The following is a 19,856-nucleotide window of genomic DNA, read 5'->3' on the forward strand; positions in this document are numbered from 1 at the left end:
GCCCTTCCCACTCCAGCGGACCAAGCGACCATGGCCAACGGCGGCGCTACCGGCATCACCCGCATCCTGCGGGCCTTTGGGTACTCCTGGAAAGGCCTGCGCGCCACCTTTCGCCACGAGGAGGCCTTTCGTCAGGAACTGATCCTGGTGGTCATCCTGGCGCCACTCTCGCTGGTGGTTGGCAATACCGGAGTGGAACGCGCACTGCTGCTCGGCAGTCTGATCCTGATCCTGATCATCGAGGTACTGAACTCGGGCATCGAGGCCACCGTGGACCGCTTCGGTCCGGAACGCCACAGGCTGGCCGCCCGCGCCAAGGACATGGGATCGGCCGCCGTGCTGCTGGGCTTTGCCAACGCCACCCTGATCTGGCTGCTGGTCCTCTGGCCCTAGGCTAACACCCGCGGATCACGCAATCGTCACTGCAGCGCCATGGCGACGTCATCCGGATGCGCGATGCTCGGCAAAACCCCGAGCGGGAGCCCGCGATGGCCACCCTGGATTGCCGCAGCCTGTTCCTGTCCGACCTGCACCTGGGCACCCGGGAGTGCCGCGCGGACTACCTGCTGGACCTGCTGCGCCAAGTCAATTGCGATCGCCTGGTACTGGTCGGCGATGTATTCGACATCTGGGCCATGCGCCGGCGCATCTTCTGGGACGCGACCCAGGCGGCGGTGGTCGAGCAGGTCCTGTCGCTCGCCCTGCACGGAGTCGAGGTCATCTACATCCCCGGCAACCACGACGAACTGGTGCGCGGCTTTGTCGGTTCGGAGATCCGCGGCGTGCGCATCGAACGCGAACTGGTGCACTGGACCGCCGATGGCCGGCGCTTCCGCGTAACGCATGGCGACGAGTTCGACGGGCTCGTACGCCACAGCCGCCTGGTGCACGCCCTGGGCGATCTTGGCTACAACCTGCTGCTGCGCGGCAGCCGCTACCTGAACACCATCCGACGCCGCCTCGGGCATCCGTACTGGTCCCTGTCGGCCTGGCTCAAGACCCGCGTGAGCGGGGCGGCGCGGGAATACATCCAGCGTTTCGAGCATGCCGCCGTCACCGCCGCGCGCAAGGGCGGCTTCGATGGCTGCATCTGCGGCCATATCCACAAGCCGAACGTCCAGGCGTTCGGCGACATCCTCTACTGCAACGACGGTGACTGGGTCGAGCACTGCACGGCCCTGGTGGAAGATCGCTCGGGCCACCTCAGCCTGCTGCACTGGTCGGACCATGGCTCGGTGCAACAGGCCGAGTCCGGGGCAACCGCGACCGAGGCCTTCGATCTCGAGTCGATACTGACCCGGCGATAACCGCGCGCCAATCCTGTCACCCGGGCGTCATGGCGCTGTAGTACCGTGGTCACATGAACGAATCGCGATCGCGCCACTGGGCCGGGGCCGGCGCCGACCTGCTCCTGCTGCTGCAATCCATCCATGACACCGAGCAGGCCCGCCGCCTGGCGCGGGTGGCCGGCTGGGTCCTGGTCTTCGCCGGGGTCATCGTGGTGATGCTGGGCGTGCTGGTGCAGCACATGCCCACGATGCTCGAAGGCACACTCGTGGCATTGCTGGCGCTGGTCGGCGGCTGGCTGCGCAGCCGCCTCGCCGCCACCCTGCTGATGCTGCTGATGGCCCTGGGGCTGGCCACCGGCCTCGCACTGGGCGCCGCCACCGGCGGGCTCCTGCTGCAGGTCGCGCTGTTCGGCGTGGCCCTGCGCATGGTCGAGGGCTGCTTCCGCTTTCGCCACGCCGACGCTGGCAGCCCGGGCGACAACGCCCAGTAGGTTCCAAAGCAGGCCGGCGCTCACGGTGGAGACTTGAACCCGCCCGAGCGGGCGAACAGGATAAGCCCTTCTGTTCATCAAGGAAGTGCTCACGCGATGTCCATCGTCGCCCGCCTGCAAACCCGCCTGCGGCGCTTCATCTGGCCCGGCTGGGCCACCCGTATCCTCGGGACCCTGTCGATCCCGGGGCTGATCCTGGCCACGCTGTTCTTTGCCGCGTCGCTGACCCCCAGCCTGATCCCGCGTACCGACGACGTACAGGGCATCCTGTCCGGACTGTCGCTGGCGGCCGGCTACGGGCTGGGCGTGTTCTTCCACTGGCTGTGGTCCTATCTGGAGCTGCCGGAATTCGGCGAGCGCACGCACAACACCCTGGTGGTCATCGCTGGGGGCGGCGCCGTGCTGATCGTGCTGATCTTCCTGTGGCAGGCCACCGAGTGGCAGAACAGCATCCGCGCCCTGATGGAGCAGGAGCCGGTAGACGGCGGCTTCCCGATCCGACTCGGGCTGATCGCGGCGGCGGTGTTTGCCGCCACCCTGGCGGTCGGACGGCTGTTTCAGCTGCTGGTGCGCTTTCTCGCCCGCCATCTGCGCCGTTTCATCCCGCGCCGGCTGTCGAACGTGATCGGTGTGCTGGTCGCCGCCGGGGTGTTCTGGGCGGTCATTGACGGGGTGATTCTGGAATACGGCCTGCGCACCGCGGACCGCAGCTTCCAGCAGTTCGACGTGCGCGAATACCCGGGGGTCGAACAACCGACGGCGACGTTCCGTACGGGCAGCCCGGCCTCGCTGGTCAGCTGGGAGCAAGGGCTCGGGCGCCAGGGACAGCGCTTCGTCGGACAGGCACCGGATGCCAGCACAATCCGCGATTTCGCCGCGGGCGAGGCCCTGGACCCGATCCGCGTCTACGTAGGCCTGAATGCCGCCGAGACCATCGAGGAACGCGCGCGGCTGGCCCTGCAGGAGATGCTGCGGGTCAATGCCTTCGACCGTTCGGTGCTGGTGCTGGCCACCCCCACCGGGCGCGGCTGGGTGGACAACCGCGCGATCCAGCCGGTCGAGTATTTGCACGGCGGCGATGTTGCAACCGTGGCCGTGCAGTACTCCTACCTGCCCAGCTGGCTGTCGCTGATGGCCGAGTCGCAGTACGGCCACGAGACGGCCCAGGCGGTGTTCGCGGAGATCTACGGCTACTGGAAGCAGCTGCCGGCGGACGCCCGCCCGGAGCTGTACCTCTACGGCCTGAGTCTGGGCGCGCTGAACTCCGAGCGCGCCGCGGATCTGTACGACGTGATCGGCGATCCGTTCTCCGGCGCGCTGTGGGCCGGCCCGCCGTTTCGTAGCGAGACCTGGCGCGACATCACGCGCCAGCGCCAGCCGGACTCCCCGGCCTGGCTGCCGCGCTTTCGCGACAGCTCGGTGGTGCGCTTCACCAACCAGGAGAACCACCTGGATATCCCCGGCGCCGAATGGGGCCCGATGCGCATCGTCTACCTGCAGTACGCCAGTGACCCGGTCACCTTCTTCGAGCCCCAGGCGCTGTACCGCAAGCCCGAGTGGATGCAGCACCCGCGCGGCCCGGACGTGTCAGCGGACCTGACGTGGTACCCGGTGGTCACCATGCTGCAACTGGCGGTAGACGTTACCATCGGCGATGCTGCCCCGCGCGGCTACGGCCATGTCTACGCCACCGAGCACTACATCGACGCCTGGCATGCGGTCACGGCCGCGGACTGGCCAGAGGAGCGCCTCGAGTGGCTCAAGCGCCACCTGGGCGACTGACCGGCCGTAGGGCTATCCCGCGGTTTCTCCCCCGACCAAACCGCGCTTGCGCAGGTGGCGTCCGGTGAGATTGACCATCGCTACCACAAAGCCGGCATATAACAACGCGACAACGCCCAGGACCGCGAGCATGAAACTGTCCAGTACTGTGCCGTCGGCCCACAGCACCAGGAAGGCCAGGGAAAGCTGCGTACCGAGGAGCACAGCGACCATGACGGCAATCACCCGCCACTTCTCGGCGCGCGACAGATAGCGGCCGTTCCTGCGTCCAAAGGCCTCGCAGGGCCACGCCACCGCCAGGCCCAGAATCCCCATTCCGATCGTTGTACCGAACTGCTCGAGATGGAAATGGGCGATTGCGAACATCGCGACGATCGTCAGCGAGAAATAGAGCAGTATGAAACGTAACAGCAGGTTCTTGATGGACATCGCCTCCCCTCCATGGGACGTCTGAAAGCCGCACTCCCTTGTGCGGCCAGGGTGCATGTCGGAGTCCTCCAACATGCACCATCACGGCATGCGGCTATTCCTCGGAAAACGAGGCGCCTTCGATGATCACGGGATAGGTGTAGCCGGCCCCGAAGTCACGATCCAGGATCAGCGTTCCGGTGACCGAAACGCGGTCGCCCACCTCGGGCAGCTCGGTGGAGGTGATGGTGATGTAATCACCCTCGCTTCCCGTGCCGTCCACGAAGTGGATGAAGTTGCGGCCCATGATGTCCTCGTTCACCCGCCCGACGATGCCCTCCAGGCGCACTTCTTCGCCCTCGAGCTCCGCCGGCGCCTGACTCAGCTGCTCGACCGTATGCAGTTCGTCGGCCTGCGCGGGTACCCCTCCCGCCAGCATCGCCAACAGCACTGCGCCACTTCCGATTACGCGTCTCATCCCGTTCTCCTCGTCGTTCGTGATGTTCCGGATGCCGGGCATCCTAACTGATCGCCCCCATATCCGAGGGCTCACGTGACCGGGTTGTCAGCGTTCCCTTTACGCGCTCCGCGGCGCGGTTCACCACCAGGTACAGGCAGGGCACCACCAGCAGCGTCAGGATCATCCCGGCGATCAGGCCGCCGACCACGGTCAGCGCCAGCGGGCGCATGATCTCCGCACCCTCGCCCAGGCCGATCGCCAGCGGCAGCATGCCGAGCACCGTGGTCAGGGTGGTCATCAGGATCGGACGCAGGCGCAGCGCGCCGGCTTCCACTACCGCCCGTGCCGGACTCAAGTCACGCAGCCGCCGGCCCTGTTCGATGTACTCGACGAGCAGGATCGCGTTGTTGACCACCACCCCGATCAGCAGGATCGCCCCGATCATCACCGGCGCGGAGACCGGCGTATTCGTGGCCCACAGGATCGCGACCACGCCAATCAGCGACAGCGGGGCCGCCGCCACGATCACCAGCGGGTTGGCCAGACGCTCGTACTGCACCGCCAGCACCACCAGCACCAGGAAGATCGCCAGCGCCACGACGGTGGCCATCTCGCGCTGGGTCTCCTGGATGGTCTCCCACTCGCCCCCGATCAGCAGACTGTAGTGCTCGGGTACCTCCACCTCGGCCAGACGCTGTTCGACCTCGGCCATCACCGAACCGACGTCGCTGACCTCGGTATTGATATCGCCGTTCACCCGCACCACCCGGCTCTGGTTCTCGCGCTCGATATGGGCGGGCCCCTCGCCGATCTCGAACTCGGCCACGTCGGCCAGCCGTACGGGATCGCCGTTATCACGGAACAGGATCATCCGTCCCAGTGTGGCCGTGTCCTGTACATCCTCGCGCGGCAGGCGGACGCGCAAGTCGTATTCGCGGTCATCGCGTACATACTGGGTCGGTACCGCACCCTCCACCGCATCGCGGATCGCCTGACCGACCGTGCCCACCTGCAGGCCCAGCGCGGCCGCGCGCTCGCGATCCACGTGTACGCGCAGAATCGGGCTCTGGTCCTCGCGCCCGACCTCGACGCCCTCAAGGCCCCGGATGCCCTCCAGGCGCCCCGCGATCTCGCGGGCGATGGTGCGCATCTCGGTCAGATCCGCCCCCACCACGCCGATCGACAGGTCGTCGCCAGTCACGCTGAACTGCAACCCGTCGATACGCGGCGGGCGCACGGTAATCCGCGCCCCGGGCAGGTCCAGTTCGTCCATCGCCGCCTGTGCCTCGGCCACCCATTGCCCGGCGGTCATTTCACGCTGTCCGGCCGGGGTGAGCTGCACCGTGAGATTGGACGTCCCCGGGCGCTCGTTGACCACGCCACCCCCCAGATGCCCGCCGACCATGGCGAACACGCTCTCGACATGCGGCAGCTCCTCGAGTGCGGCCTCGATGTCGCGGGCGGCGGCATCGGTCTCGTGCGGCGGTGTACCCGGCGGCAGGACCATGCGCACGCTGACCTGACCATCGTCCACCTGCGGCAGAAACTCGGTGCCCAGCTCCCCGCCGACCTGCACCGCGCCGGCCAGCAGGACCCCGGCGGCGCCCAGCACCACCCAGCGCGCCCGCAGCACCTTCGGCAGCAGGCGCCGGTAGCGTCGGCGCAGACCCTGCACCCCGCGGTCGAAGCCGCGCAGCAGCCAGGTCCGGTCCAGCCCGCTCTCCCAGCGGATGCGCGCGAGCAGGGCCGCCAGCATCGGCACCAGCGTAATCGCCGCGGCCAGTGTGGCGATGATCGCGAACGACAGCGTCAGGATCAGCTCGCGGAAAATCAGCGCGCCGATACCCGTAATCAGCAGGAACGGGAGCACCGCGGCCAGGTTGGTCAGCGTGCCGGCGGTGACCGCCGACACGACCTCGCCCGCCCCGTCATGGGCAGCCTCCTCCGGCGATTTCCCGAGCTTGTCACGATGGCGGTAGATGTTCTCCAGCATCACGATCGCGTTGTCGAGCAGCAGCCCCACGCCCAGCGCGAGCCCGCCCAGGCTGATGATGTTCAGGGTCAATCCGCCCAGCCCCATCATCGCGAAGGTCGCCATCAGCGCGATCGGGATCGACAGCCCGATGATGAAGCTTTTGCGCAGACTGCCGAGGAACAGGAACACCGCCAGCATCGCCAGCACGCCACCGAGGACTGCAGCGGTGCCCACGGAGGACACCGCGCCACGGATAAACGGGGCCGAGTCGCTGACCACCTCCCACTGGATGTCCTCGGGGATAAACCCGGAACGCTCCAGCTGCTGGAGCGTCCCGCGCACGGCATCCACCGATTCGACGGTATTGGCCTCCGGCAGCTTGAACACCGACACGCGCGCGGCCGGGGTGCCATCCAGGCGGATGAACAGGCGCTGCTCGCGGTGGCCGTCGCGCACCTCGGCCAGCTCGCCCAGGCGCACATGCGCCGACTGCGGCCCCGGCGGCGGGATCAGCACGTTGCGCACATCCGCCTCGGAAGTGAACAGGCCCTCGGTCTTGGCCATCACATCAAAGGTGTCGGAGGTCACCCAGCCACCGGCCACCTCACGGTTCTCGTCCGCCAGCTTCTCGCTGATCGCGGCCAGCGACAGGCCGTAGCCGCGCACCCGTTCCTGGTCGAGGATCACCTCCAGCTCGCGCTGCTGGCCGCCGGAGGCCTCCACCGAGGAGATCCCGTGGATGGCGATCAACTGCGGGGCCAGCTCGTGCTCCACCCAGTCGCGAACTGCGGTCTCGGAACGCACGGTGGAGGAGAAGCCCGCCTCCCAGATCGGGTCCTGCGACGGGTCGAACTTGTACAGGCGCAGGGATTCGAAATCATCCGGCAACTGGGTGCGCGCCAGCTCCAGGTGACGCGCCGCATCCTGCAACGCCAGATCGAGATTGGTCCCGTACTCGAACAGCAGGTTGACGTTGGTGCGCCCCTCGGAGGCACGGCTGTAGATGCGCGTCAGGTTCTCGGTCGCCGCAAGATTGCGCTCCAGCACTCGTGTGACCTGCTCCTCCATGACCTCCGGCGCGGTGCCCGGGTGGTTCACCGTGACCCGGATGTGCGGGTACTCGACATGCGGCAGCAGGTCCACCGGCAGGCGGTCGACAAAGAACATGCCCAGCACGATCACCACCGAGGCCAGCGCCATGATCGCGACCGGCCGGCGGATGGAGAAGCTGGTCACCCGCCCGTGTGGGCGCTGGGAGTCCCCCGCATCGGCCATGCCCTAGCCCCGCCAGCCGACAATGCGCACCCGCTGACCCTCGCGCATGTCGATCGGATTGGTCGCCAGCACGATCTCGCCTTCTTCCAGACCCTCGGTAATCTCGGTCCAGGGGCCCCGGGTCACACCGGTCTCGACCGTGCGCCGTTCCAGCTGTTCATCCACCACCACGTACACATAGCGCGCGTCATCGTCCTCGCCGATCGCCGCGGCCGGCACCGCCAGGGCGTTCGGGCGCTCATCAACGGTCATGCGGATGCGTGCGAGGTTACCCGGACGCACGCCGTTGTCGGCGGCCTCGGCCGGCAGCGCGATCTCCACCGTCACCTGCTGGGAATCCGGCGAGGCCGCCGGGAAGATGCGACGAATCTCGGCGACGTAGTCAGTATCAGGAAAGGCATCCAGCCGAATGGGCACGTCCTGGCCCACGACCAGGTCGCGCACGTCCAGCTCGGACACCCCGGGTCGCAGCACCAGCGTAGTAATATCGACCAGCTCCAGCAGCGCATCGCGCGCCGCGACGGCCTCTCCAGGCTCCACCATCCGCTCGGTGATCACGCCGTCGCGGCCGGCAGCGAGCGTCCCGTAGTCGACCCGCGCCTGCCACAAGGCCTGCTCGCTCTCGGCCGAACGCAGCGCGGCGCGGGCCCGTTCGTAGCTGGCGAGGCTGGCAATCCCCTCGTCCCGCAACTCGGCGCTGCGGGCGTACTCCAGCCGCGCCTCCTCGGCGTGCGCCACGGCACGCGCCAGCTCCGCGCGCTCCTCGGCCACGTCCAGCTCGACCAGGATATCGCCCTGCCCGACGCGGTCGCCTTCCTCGACATGGACCGCCTTGACCACGCCATCCGTACGAGCCGCCAGGCGCACCCGCGCCCGCGGCTCGACCCGCGCGGAAAGTCGCAGTTCACGCGAGAGGTCCCGCGGCTGCATCTCCACCGCCGCGATCGGGGTCGCCGCCTCGCCAGCGGGCTCGTCAGCCGCTTCGGAAGACTCGCCCCCACAGCCGGCCAGTCCCACGGCCAGGATCATGAGCAGGGACAGGCGGCCGCCCCCCCGCGACATGCAGGTGGCGGGCAGCGGGCGCTTCAGGGGCGGTCGGTCCGACCGCCGCCAACACAAGAGGGTCTCGAATCGCATGCGCCGGGTCGCTCGCGGGGAGTGGACGAAAGCACAGAGTAGCCGTTATGCAACCCTCGACGCAGGAACGAGCCTCCGCGTTCCGTCAGGCCGTCAGATCGATCTGCTGCACGCTGCCGCTGCGGCCATCCTCGGCCACCCAGACGCCGGTCGACTGCACCTGGCCCAGCAGGCTGTTGTCACCGCCATGGCGCAGGTCAAAGGGGGTACTGACATGTCCGAGGTAGATCGCCCCCACCCCCACCTCGCCCAGGGCCAGCAACTGATCGCGGCCCTGGGCGTCGCGGGTCCAGACGCGCAGGCGGTCATAGACCGGGTCCGCCGCATCGATCCAGCCATTGCCGTCGTGATCGAAGCGGCGCAGTTCGGCGAAGCCGTCCCCGGTCAGCGGCCCGAACAGCTCGGAGCCATCATCGACCTGCCCGCTGCCCGATCGGTCGAGGGCCAGAAAACCGCTTCCGGGCTGCAGGAAGGCCACCTGCTGCGGTGAGCCATCGGCGTCCAGGTCGAATTCGAAACGGGTCTCGGTCAATGCCGCCGCCGGGGCATCGAAATTGATCACCAGCGGGTCATGCAGTTCGCCATCGACACCGCCCTGAATACGGGTGTGCTCGACGAACTCGCGACTCATGGTCAGGGCAATGTCGATCTCGATGGTCTTGCCGTCGGCCGTCTGCACCCGCCCCTGGGCCTGGAAGGCCGTGCGCTCGATCTCCACCCGGGTCTGCTCCACCGACCAGGCCACGGCAAGGCCGCCCGGCGCACGCGGGGCGCCCGGGGGCCGGGCTGCGGGCGGTTCGAGGAATGCCGGCGGGTTCGCATCCGCGTTCGCGTCGGGCCGGAGGTCCGCCGGGGCCACGACGCGGATCTCGCGCCCGGTAAAACGTTCCAGGATCAGCCGGAGCAGTTCGGTGCGCAGCTGGTCCACAGACGTCAGCTCACTGTCCGCCGGGGCCACGCCCACGAAGGGCGCGCGCAGGGCCGCAACGGAGGCCGGGTCCGGCCGTTCGCCCCGGCCCGGGCTCACAAGTCCAGGCAGCCCGGCGCCCTGGCGGGGCTCCGCCGGGGGCGCGGCCCCGCCCCCTTCGCGCACCGTCAGGCGCATCTCGCGCCGGGTAGCCTCCAGCGCCAGGCGCTGGCTCGAGAACTGCATGGAATAATCGGCAATATGCATGGATGTTCCTCAACGGGACGGATTCCCGAGAGGGTTAACGGCCGCTCAGCGGCAATCCTTAACCGCCACCGGCAAGCCTTTGCCGCAGGCGGACGCGACACGGCCAAACATGCGACGATCGGGCGATGAACTCGACACCGCAATTCCCGCTGCGTGGCCTGTTCCGCCGCCTGCTGGGACCGTTCGCCGGACTGGAACCAGAGGCGGTCCACCTCGACAACGACGAGTGGGAGGCCCTGCGCCAGCGGGTGCCGTTCATCGCCCGCCTCACACCGGAGGAACGCTCCCGGCTGCGCGAACTGATCGGGCAGATCCTCGCGCAGAAGGAATTCATCGGGATCGCCGCGGAACCCGAGCCGTGGCAGTGCCAGGTGATCGCGGCCTACGCGGCACTCCCGATCCTGGAGCTGGGCCTGGCGCCGTACCGGGACTGGCGCACGCTGATCCTCTATCCGGATACCTTCGTGCCGGAACACGAGTGGGTAGACGAGGCGGGCATCGTGCATCAGGGCGCGATGCCCCAGTCCGGCGAGGCCTGGGAGCGCGGGCCGGTGATCCTGTCGTGGAATGATGTCGAACGCGACGGCGCCGTGGTCGTCCACGAGATGACCCATGTGCTGGACGCCGGCAACGGCGAGGTCAACGGCTTCCCCCCGCTCCCCCGCGGACAGTCCACACGCGCCTGGACCGAGGATTTCTCCCGCGCCTTCGACCGCTTCGTGGAGACTGTCGAGGCGGTGGAGGCCGGCACGGTCGACGAGTCGGCTCTGCCGCTGGACCCGTACGCGGCCACGGCCCCGGAGGAATTCCTGGCGGTCGCGGTGGAGTCCTTCTTCTTCGAGCCCGCGCGGCTGCGCGAGCGGCTGCCCGCCATCTATGATCACCTGGTGGCATACTTCGGTCAGGAGCCGCATCGACGCGGCGACTGGATCGCCTCCAGCACGCAAACCGCCCCGGAGCACGCACCATGACCTCGAGCCCCCTTCGTTTCCTGCCCCCGACCCTGTCGGGGCTTCTCCTGCTGTTGCTTGCCCCCCTGGCTCTTGCCGTGGACGATCTGGACAGCCACTACGTGACCCTGGAACCCGTGGTCGTGAACATGGAGGCCGCCGATCGCGGACGCTACCTGCAGGCCTCCATCCAGCTGGAGGGCCACAATCTGGAAGATGCCCGGGCCATCCGCGAACACATCCCCGCCGTACGCGACCGCCTGATCCACATCCTCGGCGGCCGCAGCCCCGACAGCCTGACCGGCAGCGGCGCCCGGGAGGATCTGCGCAACCAGGCCACGGACGAGCTGAACGAATTGCTCGAAGAGATCACCGGCTCCCCGCGGATCGCCGCACTGTATTTCTCGGATTTCATCCGCCAGTAGTAGCCCCGGAAGGTCCGGACGGATACCCCGAACGAAAAGACCCCGGCAGTCGGGACCACCGGGGTCGGCAAGCGGGACGCCGCATCCGGAGTCCCGGGCCCCGTTGGGGGCCCAAGCCATTCAGAAAACGCTGATCAGTGGGGCCGGTGCAGCAGCGGCATCTCGCCGCGCTCCATCATGTGACGGATCAGCGTGGCCCGGCCCGGCTCCTCCTGCTCCAGTTCCTCGGCGCACTGCGAGGGCTCGTGCGCGGCCTCGGCCAGCATCACCTCCAGTTCGCGCAGATCCACCTTCGGCTCCTGCAGGTCTTCCGGCTTCGGGTTCTCCAGCATGTGGGTCTCCCAGAACATGCGCGGGTGCCAGCAATGCAGCTTTGCATCCGGGTGGTGAAAGAGCTCGACACAGCGACGATTCAGTTCCTGTGCATTCATGGGGTCACTCCTCGTTCCGGTGCATTCCCCTCCTGTATAGACCTCGCAATACCCGATCTCAAGGGTTGGTCTTTGAATCGCTTCTCACTCCGTCGGCTCGGCCTGCGCCGCCTCCAGGGCCTCCAGCGCCTCCATCCACTCGCCCTCCAGCGACTCCAGCCGGGCACGCAGCTCCCCCTGCTCGCGGGTCAGCTGCGCCAGGCGATCCGCCGCCTCTCCCTCGTAAAGGGCAGGATCGGCCATCTCCGCCTCCAGGGCCTCCAGGCGCTCCTGCACCCGGGTGCATTCCTGCTCGGCGCGGTCCGCGCGCTGCTTCAGCGGCTTGAGCGCCGCCCGTGCCTGTGCGGCCTGCTGGCGCCGCTCCTTCTGCGACGGGGCCGGGGCGCTGCGGGCTGCCGATTCACCGGTGCCGGGTTCGCTCGCGGCAAAGGCCTCGCGCTCGCGCGCCTGCAGTTCCCGGGCGTAGTCATCCAGGTCCCCGTCGAAATCTCTCAGATGGCCGTCCTCGACGCGCCAGAAACGGTCGCACACCCGCGCCAGCAATTCGCGATCATGCGCCACGACCACTAGCCCGCCGGCATAGTTCTCCAGCGCCTCGGCCAGTGCCTCGCGCATATCCAGATCCAGGTGGTTGGTGGGCTCGTCCAGCAACAGCAGGGAAGGCGCCTGCCAGATCAGCAGCGCCAGCACCAGGCGTACGCGCTCCCCGCCCGAGCACTGGCCAACCGGGGCATCCGCCTTCTCCCCGGGAAAGCCCATGCCACCGAGAAAGTTGCGCAGCCGCTGTTCCTCGGCGCGCGGATCCTGGCGTTGCAGATGCACGAGGGGCGAGGCGCCCAGATCCAGCTGCTCGCTCTGGTGCTGGGCGAAATAGCCCACCTTCAGGCTCGGCTCGACCCGGCGCTCGCCGGCGGTGGGCGCCAGCTCGCCGGCCAGCAGGGTCAGAAGCGTCGATTTCCCGGCACCATTGGGCCCCAGAACACCGATCCGGTCCTCCGGCCGCAGACGTAAACTCGTCGCATGCAGGCGGGTGCGGTCCCCGGAGCGCACCTCGGCATGGTCCAGCGCCAGGAGCGGGTCCGGCAGACGCTCGGGGGTCGGGATCTCCAGGTGGATCGGCCGTGCGGCCCGAATCACGGCGACCTCGTCGAGCTGCTCCAGGCGTTTCAGGCGGCTCTGGGCCTGGCGCGCCTTGCTCGCCTTGGCCCGGAAGCGGCGCACGAAATCCTCCAGATGGGCGCGCTCGGCCGCGACCTTCGCGGCCGCCGCCTCGCTCTGGGCGATCGCCTCCGCGCGCTTGGCCTCGGCATGGGTATAGCTGCCCGCATAGAGCGCGATGCCCCCGCGCTCGATGTGCGCGATATGGGTACAGACGGAATCCAGAAACCGCCGGTCATGCGCGATCACGATGACCGTCCCCGGGTAGCGCGCCAGCCAGTCCTCCAGCCACAGGATGGTCTCGACATCGAGGTGGTTGGTGGGCTCGTCCAGCAACAACAGATCGGAGCGCGTCATCAGCGTGCGCGCCAGCCCCAGGCGCATGCGCCAGCCGCCGGAGAAGTCGCTCATCGGCCGGTCGGCATCGGCCGGCGCAAAGCCCAGCCCCGCCAGCAGCCGCCGCGCCCGGGCGTCCGCCGTCCAGCCGTCGATCGCATCCAGGGCCGCATACAGGCGCGCCTGTTCGGCGCCGTCGGCGACCTGCTCCAGGCGTGTCTGCAGTTCGCGCAACTCGGCGTCGCCATCCAGCACGTAGTCCACGGCTGAACGCGCGCTCCCCGGGACCTCCTGCGGCAGGTGCGCCACCACCCAGTCGGCGGGCCGGTCGATCTCGCCGGCATCCAGGCTCAGCTCACCCTGCAGCGCCGCCAGCAGACTGGACTTGCCGGACCCGTTGGCACCGGTCAGGCCCACCCGCCAGCCGGCGTGCACGGTCAGACTGGCATGCTGCAGGAGGACCTGTCGGCCACGGCGCAACTCGATATCTTGAAGTCGAATCATGCCGCGCAGTGTAGGGCAAGCGAAGGGCGCGCTCATGTAGTCCGGTCATGGCCCGGGACTCGGCGGCCGACACTAGAAGCCTGTCGGATTTGGGACTGATCTCCCACAACGCTCGCGACGATCGCCCAAATCCGAGAGGCGCCTAGCGTCAGGATATTGCCGCCCCTTGCCGGTCCGGGCGGCCATCACCTGCCGGAAGCGGCAAAAATCCGACGGAATTCCGTCTTTCGCACACCAAAAGGACAAACAAGTCACTGTTTCGACGATTGTTTTGATCGATGGCATGGATCTCGCATTACCTTCGACCCCAGGATCTTTGCGAGCGAGACAGCCATGAACCGCGACGGGAACGCCCACAACCTGCGACTGGTATCCGCCAAGGGCAAGACCACCGGCGATGCCGGCACCCCCTTTGACGCCCTGGCGTTTGTCCAGTCGCTGTCATCCAGCCTGGAGCTGGGCACGGTCCTCGCCCGTCTGCAGGAACACCTGCATGCCCAGGTTCACCACAGCGGCTGGTTCTTCATCCTGCAGGAAAGCGACGAGACCTGGTCCGGCGGCGACGAGGATCGCCATCGCATCGAATACGGGATGAGCGCGAACGGCGAAACCATGGGCTCGCTGATCCTGATGCGCGGGCGCCGCTTCAGCGACGACGAACAACAACTGATCGAGGCCCTGCTGGGCCTGGCCGCTCCGGCGCTTGCCAATGCCCTGCGCTTCAAGCGCCTGAACGAGAACCTGGAGGCCGACGAGCTGACCGGCCTGGGCAACCGCCGCGCATTCGAGAAACAGGGCGCCCGCTGGCTGGCCGACTGCCGCCGCCAGGGGCGGCCCTTGTCGGTGCTGGCCATCGATCTCGATCACTTCAAGCAGATCAACGACGAATACGGCCACAGCGTGGGGGACGACATCCTGCGTCTGGTCGCGCAGACCCTGCGCAGCACCACCCGGGAATCCGACCTGTGCGTGCGCATGGGCGGCGAGGAGTTCCTGGCGGTCCTGCCCGGTGCCGACCTGAGCCGTGCGATGGAATGCGCCGAGCGCATCCGCCTGGCCATTGGCGCGCTGCGAACCGCCGCCACGGCAGGCGACCAGTCCACGCTCGAGAGCGATGGCGCGGTCAAGGTGACCGCCAGCATCGGCGTGGCCGGCATCGGGCCCAATACCACTCTGCAGTCGGCCTACCAAGCCGCCGACGAGGCCCTGTACGCCGCCAAGCAGGCCGGCCGCAACCGCGTACTGGCCGGCAACTGACATCCGCCCGCCGCGGGCGGGTCAATCCGGGTTGCCCTGACCCGAGCCGGGCTGGATGAAATCGACGCAGGTCAGGGGGGTCGACAACACCGCCCGGCGCAGGGCCTCGATGGCCTCCGGGCGCGGAAAACTGGCGCGCCAGGCCAGGGCCACCCGGCGGCTGGGGGCCGGATCCTCGAAACGCCGCACGGCCAGCAGGCGCTGGGCATAGCGATCCGCCCCCACCGCCGTACACGGCAGAATGGTGACCCCCATCCCCGAGGCCACCATGTGGCGGATCGTTTCCAGCGAGGAGCCCTCGAGGTTGCGTGGCGTACTGCCGTCCGCGGTTACGGTCCGCTGGCAGTCCGGGCAGCGCTCCAGCACCTGGTCACGGAAGCAATGGCCCGCGCCCAGCATCAGCAGCGTGGCATCGGCCATATCCTCCAGACGCAGCGGATCCTTGTCCTTCAGCGGGTGCGCCGCCGGCAGCACGGCCATGAATGGCTCGTCGTACAGGGGCAGGGTCACCACCCCAGGCTCCTCGAACGGCAGCGAGATGATGATCGCGTCCAGCTCGCCCTGCTTGAGCCGTTCACGCAGCCGGCCGGTGTAGTTCTCCTCGATCACCAGGGGCATGTTCGGGGCACGTTCGCGCAGCGCCGGGATCAGCTCCGGCAGCAGGTAAGGCCCGATGGTGTAGATCGCCCCCAGCCGCAGGGGGCCGGACAGCTGGTCCTGGCTCTGCACCGCAACCGAACGCAACTGCTCCACCTCTGCCAGCACGCGCCGCGCCTGCGCGAGGACCTGTTCGCCCGCCGGCGTCACGGTGACCTCGCCCCGGCCGCGCTCGAACAGCGTGACCCCCAGCTCCTCCTCGAACTTGCGCACCGCGACCGACAGCGACGGCTGGCTGACATGACAGGCCTCGGCCGCATGCCCGAAGTGACGGGCATCGGCGACGGCCACCACATAACGCAGTTCGTTGAGCGTCACGCCGCGCCACCCGCGCTCGGGTCGTCGCGCTCCGGCCCCTGGAACTCCCGCCCGCCATCCGGCCAGTCGAGGGTCACACGCTTCAGTTGCCGGCCTTCCAGCGAGATCTCGCCGGGGTGGCGACCCGCCCCGTCGGCGGAGAATTCGAAGCGATAGCGCCGCTCCAGGGCCAGGCCGCGCTCGCCCCATGTGAGGCGCTGACCGATGCGCACGACGGTCGCATCCAGTAGCTGAACCCCCGCCCGCTCGCATGCCTGGCGCCCCACCCGACGGGCCCGTTCGTTGGCCCGCCAGGTGTCATTCACGTAGAACGCGACCAGTGCCAGGGCGAGGATTATGATCAAGCCGGTCATGGACCGGTATGATAAGCACATTCGTAGCCGAGTTCGCCCGGGCCGACCGGGCCGCATCCGGCTCACTCACTCCGCAATCGGCGTTGCCAGGGCTGCATGACTGCCACCTCCATCCCCTTTTCCGATCTCGCCCGGGGTCTGCGCGTCATCGGACAGCAAGAACTCCTGCCGCGCTTCGAAGCCGGCATCGACGTGGACTACAAGGCCGACGGCAGCGTGATCACCGAGGCCGACCACGCGGTGGACGCCCGGGTGCGCGAGCTGCTGCGACTGCACGGGCAGCGCGAACCGGTGTTGAGCGAGGAGCAGGCGCGCGCGGAACAGGCACAGGTCCTGGAGACCGCCCCGGCCTTCTGGCTGGTGGACCCGCTCGACGGCACCTCCAATTTCGCCGGCGGCATGCCCTTCTTCGCCATCTCCATCGCCCGCATTGCAGGCGACCGGGTCACCCACGGGGCGACCTACGACCCGGTCCGCGACGAACTGTTCACCGCGACCGAGAACACCGCGCTGGAGCTCAACGCCGCCGCCCCGCCGGCGGCCCGGCGGCCGCCGGTCCCGGAGCTGAAACGCGCCATCGCCCTGGTCGACTACAAGCGGCTGGACGCCCCACTGGCGCGCGAACTGGCCAGCCATGCCCCGTTCCGGTCGCAACGCAACCTCGGGGCCTGCGCCCTGGAGTGGGCCTGGCTGGCGGCCGGGCGCGCCGATCTGTACCTGCATGGCGGACAGGCCCCCTGGGACAGCGCGGCCGGCGGACTGATGCTCGCCCGCGCGGGCGGGGCCATGTGCGACCTCGGGGGCCGCCCGGTGTTCGGTCGCTCCCTGGCCAAGCGTTCCGCGGTAGCGGCCCGCTCCTCCGCCCTGCTCGCCGACTGGCGGGCCTGGCTGGCCCCCTGGCTCGCACCACGCGAGGATGCCTCGTGATCGGGCGGCGCAAGCGCGGTGTCAGCCCCCGCCTGAATGTCGGCGGGGCCGACTTCACGCCCCGCTATCTGCCGATCGCATGGAAGATCGTGGCGGCCATCGCCGGGCTTACGCTGGCCGGGATCGTGACCCTGTCGGCCGTGGTGCTGAACCAGGTCAGCAATGTGCTGGACAACCAGATTCGCGCCCAGGCCGAGATCACGGTGGCGCCGGTCGCGCGCACTTCGGCCGAGTTGATGCTGGCGGAGGACTACCTGACCCTGGAGACCCTGCTGAACTCGCTGGTGGAGGAGGGGCGGGTCGAATCCATCGCCGCCTACGCGATCGATCGCGGCCAGGTCGCGCGTGCCGGAACCCCGCCGGAGCAGTCTCTCACCGACGGCGTGTGGCCCCTGGCGCCCACGGTGGAACCGTACCGCCGCGAGGTCCTCTTCCAGGATGTGCAGGTGGGCTACATCGAGGCCTATATCGACACCTCGCCCATGCAGGAACTCATCCGCAACACCCTGAATGCCGGGATTGCCACGGCCATCGGGGTCTTCCTGCTGAGCCTGCTGCTGGCGATCGACATCAGCAAGCGCCTGGTGCGGCCGCTGGAACGCCTGGCCGAGAGCATGCGCTCGCGCTTCCGGCCGATGGACGCCGAGGGCAACCCCCTGCCCATGGTGCGCCAGGACGAGATCGCCCAGCTGACCGATGCCTTCAACGACATGGCGCGCGACCTGCTGCGCAAGGACCAGGTCGAGGCCGCCCTGCGCCGCTACGTATCGGACGCCATCGCCCAGGACATCCTGGAGAACCTGGACCGGGTCGAGCTGGGCGGGCGCGCGGTGGAGGGCTCGGTCCTGTTTGCCGACATCCAGGGCTATACGGCGCTGTCAGAGCGCTGCAGCCCGGAGGCCCTGGGCCGGATGCTCAACGAATTCTTCGGCCCGATGTCGGAATGCATTGCCCGTCACGGAGGCACGGTGGACAAGTACATGGGCGACTGTACCATGGCGGTCTTCGGCCTCGGGACGGACGCCGGCAACCACCGTCTGACCGCTGTGCAGACCGGCCTGGCCCTGCTGGAAACCGTCGCCTCGATCAATGCCGAGCGCGAACGTCGGGGCGAGCCCCGGGTGGAATTCCGTATCGGCCTGAACGCCGGCGAGATGCTGGCCGGCAACATGGGGGCCGAGGACCGCATGCAGTTCACCGTAGTCGGCGACACCGTCAACCTGGCCGCCCGCCTGGTCACGGTCGCGCCCCCCGGCGGGCTGGTCACGACCGCCGCATTCATGGAGCACGAGCAGGTGAAGGGACACTTCCGCACCGAAGACTGGGGCACCCACGAGCTGCACGGCGTCAGCGAGGCCGTTCCGGTCACCCGGGTCCTGGACCGCGCATGACCACACGCGGCGGCCTCCTCCCGCTCGCGGGCATCCTGCTGGCGGTCCTGCTGGTCCAGGGCTGCGCGGCCCTGGACCCCTTCGCCCCGCCGGAGCAGCGCATCGAGCGCGCGCTGGAGGCCGGCGACTACCAGCGCGCCCTGGAGCTGATCGAGCAGCACGAGCCGGAACCGCAAGCGGAATGGACCGAGCGCCGTGAGGAAATCGAGCGCGCGGCCGAGACCGCCGCGGCCGCGGCCATGGACGAGGCGCGCGCCGCCTCGGCCGAGGGCGCCGTGGCCCGCGCCCTGGAGATCCTCGAGGACGCCGAGCAGAAGCTGCCGCCCGCCAGCGAACGGCGCCAGTACATCGAGCAACTCGAGCGCCAGCGGCAAGTCGGCCTGCAGACCCTGGAACAACGCCACGACATCCTCGAGGCCCGCGCCCTGGTCCAGCAGCTGCGCCTGCTGGAGGTGATGCGTCCGCTGGTGCGGCGCAGCGAACAGCTGCCGGACGATCCCGACCGCCTGGCCCAGCGCCGCGACCCCCTGGCCCGGTCGCTGGACGGCTACGCCGCGGATACCGAGGGTGAGGAACGCCTGGAGCTGCTGCGCCTGGCCCAGAACCTGGCACCCGCCTCGGAACGCGCGCGGCGCATCGCGGAACTGGAGCAGGAACTGCGCGAGGCCGAGGCCCCCGCGGTCGAGGACGAGGTCCCGCGCTCCACCATCAACGCACGCCTGCGCCAGGCCCTGGAGGCCGACGACCTGGCCACGGCCGCGCGCTGGTGCCGCAGCGAGATCACCCCCGATGCCGACGCCTCCGGCCCGGACCAGGCCGCGCAGCGGGCGCACCGCGTGCTGTGCGAGGAATGGCGCGAACGCCGCGACGCACGCGCCGAGGAACTGCTGGAAGCGGGGCGCGGGCACTACTCCGCCGGGCGCATCGAAGAGGCCCTGGAGCACTGGCAGGAAGGGCTCGACCTGGCCCCCGACCACGCCGGACTGATCACCGCCCACGAGCGCGCCCTGCGGGTAATCGAGCGCCTGGAGAGCCTGCGCGTGCCGGAACCCCTGCCCGCGACCGACGAGGCGACCCCGCCCGCCGACGTGCCGCAAGCCGAACCCGAGGCCCCCTGACCACCTCCCCGCAACGCCCCCTTCCGGCGCTGCGGGCCGC

Annotated in this window: 19 protein-coding genes; 10 read left to right on the forward strand and 9 right to left on the reverse strand. The window is 68.9% G+C overall.

Going from position 1 to position 19,856, the window contains the following annotated elements; translation table 11 throughout:
* Positions 1-30 precede the first annotated feature (30 nt).
* The 4 genes from D106_RS0107590 to D106_RS0107605 all read left to right on the forward strand — a co-directional run bounded on the left by D106_RS0107590 (position 31) and on the right by D106_RS0107605 (position 3,562).
* Entirely contained in the window at positions 31-393 is a 363-nt protein-coding gene (locus D106_RS0107590) for a diacylglycerol kinase (RefSeq protein ID WP_018879701.1), read from the forward strand.
* Between the two features lie 95 nt (positions 394-488).
* A complete protein-coding gene (locus tag D106_RS0107595) occupies positions 489-1,307 on the forward strand; it encodes a UDP-2,3-diacylglucosamine diphosphatase (RefSeq protein ID WP_018866746.1) in 819 nt (272 codons plus the stop codon).
* A 53-nt stretch (positions 1,308-1,360) separates the two neighbouring features.
* Complete coding sequence (locus D106_RS0107600) at positions 1,361-1,780, forward strand: hypothetical protein (RefSeq protein WP_018877119.1); 420 nt, start codon at positions 1,361-1,363, stop codon at positions 1,778-1,780.
* A 96-nt stretch (positions 1,781-1,876) separates the two neighbouring features.
* Complete coding sequence (locus D106_RS0107605) at positions 1,877-3,562, forward strand: alpha/beta-hydrolase family protein (protein ID WP_018879702.1); 1,686 nt, start codon at positions 1,877-1,879, stop codon at positions 3,560-3,562.
* 12 nt (positions 3,563-3,574) lie between these two features.
* On the opposite strand, the gene D106_RS0107610 is transcribed toward D106_RS0107605, so the two are convergent.
* The 5 genes from D106_RS0107610 to D106_RS0107630 all read right to left on the reverse strand — a co-directional run bounded on the left by D106_RS0107610 (position 3,575) and on the right by D106_RS0107630 (position 9,991).
* Positions 3,575-3,991 carry an ABZJ_00895 family protein gene (locus tag D106_RS0107610; protein ID WP_026280622.1) on the reverse strand — a complete coding sequence of 139 codons (417 nt, stop codon included), beginning with the start codon at positions 3,989-3,991 and terminating at the stop codon, positions 3,575-3,577.
* A gap of 94 nt (positions 3,992-4,085) precedes the next feature.
* Positions 4,086-4,448 (reverse strand): hypothetical protein, encoded by a 363-nt coding sequence (locus D106_RS0107615; RefSeq protein WP_026279231.1) that lies wholly within the window; start codon positions 4,446-4,448, stop codon positions 4,086-4,088.
* Positions 4,449-4,491: 43 nt separating this feature from the next.
* Complete coding sequence (locus D106_RS0107620; RefSeq protein WP_018879704.1) at positions 4,492-7,680, reverse strand: efflux RND transporter permease subunit; 3,189 nt, start codon at positions 7,678-7,680, stop codon at positions 4,492-4,494.
* 3 nt (positions 7,681-7,683) lie between these two features.
* Positions 7,684-8,742 carry an efflux RND transporter periplasmic adaptor subunit gene (locus D106_RS0107625; protein WP_018879705.1) on the reverse strand — a complete coding sequence of 353 codons (1,059 nt, stop codon included), beginning with the start codon at positions 8,740-8,742 and terminating at the stop codon, positions 7,684-7,686.
* 160 nt (positions 8,743-8,902) lie between these two features.
* On the reverse strand, positions 8,903-9,991 hold the full coding sequence (locus tag D106_RS0107630) for a hypothetical protein (protein WP_018879706.1): 1,089 nt from the start codon (positions 9,989-9,991) through the stop codon (positions 8,903-8,905).
* A 125-nt stretch (positions 9,992-10,116) separates the two neighbouring features.
* Between D106_RS0107630 and D106_RS0107635 the strand changes: the two genes are divergently transcribed.
* Positions 10,117-10,962, forward strand: coding sequence for a zinc-dependent peptidase (locus D106_RS0107635; protein WP_018879707.1), 846 nt, complete (start codon positions 10,117-10,119; stop codon positions 10,960-10,962).
* Positions 10,959-11,366, forward strand: a complete 408-nt coding sequence (fliL, locus tag D106_RS0107640; RefSeq protein WP_018876905.1) for a flagellar basal body-associated protein FliL — start codon at positions 10,959-10,961, stop codon at positions 11,364-11,366. Before D106_RS0107635 ends, fliL begins: the two co-directional genes overlap by 4 nt.
* A gap of 134 nt (positions 11,367-11,500) precedes the next feature.
* On the opposite strand, the gene D106_RS0107645 is transcribed toward fliL, so the two are convergent.
* Together D106_RS0107645 and D106_RS0107650 are read right to left on the reverse strand one after the other, a co-directional pair.
* Entirely contained in the window at positions 11,501-11,797 is a 297-nt protein-coding gene (locus D106_RS0107645) for a hypothetical protein (protein WP_018866736.1), read from the reverse strand.
* An 84-nt stretch (positions 11,798-11,881) separates the two neighbouring features.
* A complete protein-coding gene (locus D106_RS0107650; RefSeq protein WP_018879708.1) occupies positions 11,882-13,795 on the reverse strand; it encodes an ABC-F family ATP-binding cassette domain-containing protein in 1,914 nt (637 codons plus the stop codon).
* 333 nt (positions 13,796-14,128) lie between these two features.
* On the opposite strand from D106_RS0107650, the gene D106_RS0107655 reads away from it, so the two are divergent.
* Complete coding sequence (locus D106_RS0107655) at positions 14,129-15,052, forward strand: GGDEF domain-containing protein (RefSeq protein ID WP_018879709.1); 924 nt, start codon at positions 14,129-14,131, stop codon at positions 15,050-15,052.
* A gap of 21 nt (positions 15,053-15,073) precedes the next feature.
* Here D106_RS0107655 and D106_RS0107660 read toward each other — a convergent pair whose 3' ends face one another.
* On the reverse strand, positions 15,074-16,027 hold the full coding sequence (locus D106_RS0107660) for a hydrogen peroxide-inducible genes activator (RefSeq protein WP_018879710.1): 954 nt from the start codon (positions 16,025-16,027) through the stop codon (positions 15,074-15,076).
* On the reverse strand, positions 16,024-16,380 hold the full coding sequence (locus tag D106_RS0107665; RefSeq protein WP_018879711.1) for a DUF3301 domain-containing protein: 357 nt from the start codon (positions 16,378-16,380) through the stop codon (positions 16,024-16,026). Before D106_RS0107665 ends, D106_RS0107660 begins: the two co-directional genes overlap by 4 nt.
* Before the next feature lie 96 nt (positions 16,381-16,476).
* Between D106_RS0107665 and D106_RS0107670 the strand changes: the two genes are divergently transcribed.
* Genes D106_RS0107670 through D106_RS0107680 form a run of 3 tightly spaced genes read left to right on the forward strand, consistent with a single transcriptional unit; the run spans position 16,477 to position 19,816 of the window.
* Entirely contained in the window at positions 16,477-17,307 is an 831-nt protein-coding gene (locus D106_RS0107670; protein ID WP_018879712.1) for an inositol monophosphatase family protein, read from the forward strand.
* Positions 17,304-18,698, forward strand: coding sequence for an adenylate/guanylate cyclase domain-containing protein (locus tag D106_RS0107675; protein WP_018879713.1), 1,395 nt, complete (start codon positions 17,304-17,306; stop codon positions 18,696-18,698). The genes D106_RS0107670 and D106_RS0107675 overlap by 4 nt, the downstream gene beginning before the upstream one ends.
* On the forward strand, positions 18,695-19,816 hold the full coding sequence (locus tag D106_RS0107680) for a hypothetical protein (protein WP_018866729.1): 1,122 nt from the start codon (positions 18,695-18,697) through the stop codon (positions 19,814-19,816). Before D106_RS0107675 ends, D106_RS0107680 begins: the two co-directional genes overlap by 4 nt.
* The last annotated feature ends 40 nt before the right edge of the window (positions 19,817-19,856 follow it).

It is taken from the genome of Thioalkalivibrio sp. ALE9 (assembly GCF_000377445.1).
In the GTDB taxonomy this organism is placed as follows: Bacteria; Pseudomonadota; Gammaproteobacteria; order Ectothiorhodospirales; family Ectothiorhodospiraceae; genus Thioalkalivibrio.

Coding starts and splice junctions, on each gene's coding strand:
- D106_RS0107655 (WP_018879709.1), top strand. CDS start 14,129: ATGAACCGCGACGGGAACGCCCACAACCTGCGACTGGTATCCGCCAAG.
- D106_RS0107665 (WP_018879711.1), bottom strand. CDS start 16,380: ATGACCGGCTTGATCATAATCCTCGCCCTGGCACTGGTCGCGTTCTAC.
- D106_RS0107595 (WP_018866746.1), top strand. CDS start 489: ATGGCCACCCTGGATTGCCGCAGCCTGTTCCTGTCCGACCTGCACCTG.
- D106_RS0107630 (WP_018879706.1), bottom strand. CDS start 9,991: ATGCATATTGCCGATTATTCCATGCAGTTCTCGAGCCAGCGCCTGGCG.
- D106_RS0107605 (WP_018879702.1), top strand. CDS start 1,877: ATGTCCATCGTCGCCCGCCTGCAAACCCGCCTGCGGCGCTTCATCTGG.
- D106_RS0107625 (WP_018879705.1), bottom strand. CDS start 8,742: ATGTCGCGGGGGGGCGGCCGCCTGTCCCTGCTCATGATCCTGGCCGTG.
- D106_RS0107670 (WP_018879712.1), top strand. CDS start 16,477: ATGACTGCCACCTCCATCCCCTTTTCCGATCTCGCCCGGGGTCTGCGC.
- D106_RS0107635 (WP_018879707.1), top strand. CDS start 10,117: ATGAACTCGACACCGCAATTCCCGCTGCGTGGCCTGTTCCGCCGCCTG.
- D106_RS0107610 (WP_026280622.1), bottom strand. CDS start 3,991: ATGTCCATCAAGAACCTGCTGTTACGTTTCATACTGCTCTATTTCTCG.
- fliL (WP_018876905.1), top strand. CDS start 10,959: ATGACCTCGAGCCCCCTTCGTTTCCTGCCCCCGACCCTGTCGGGGCTT.
- D106_RS0107645 (WP_018866736.1), bottom strand. CDS start 11,797: ATGAATGCACAGGAACTGAATCGTCGCTGTGTCGAGCTCTTTCACCAC.
- D106_RS0107600 (WP_018877119.1), top strand. CDS start 1,361: ATGAACGAATCGCGATCGCGCCACTGGGCCGGGGCCGGCGCCGACCTG.
- D106_RS0107590 (WP_018879701.1), top strand. CDS start 31: ATGGCCAACGGCGGCGCTACCGGCATCACCCGCATCCTGCGGGCCTTT.
- D106_RS0107615 (WP_026279231.1), bottom strand. CDS start 4,448: ATGAGACGCGTAATCGGAAGTGGCGCAGTGCTGTTGGCGATGCTGGCG.
- D106_RS0107680 (WP_018866729.1), top strand. CDS start 18,695: ATGACCACACGCGGCGGCCTCCTCCCGCTCGCGGGCATCCTGCTGGCG.
- D106_RS0107650 (WP_018879708.1), bottom strand. CDS start 13,795: ATGATTCGACTTCAAGATATCGAGTTGCGCCGTGGCCGACAGGTCCTC.
- D106_RS0107620 (WP_018879704.1), bottom strand. CDS start 7,680: ATGGCCGATGCGGGGGACTCCCAGCGCCCACACGGGCGGGTGACCAGC.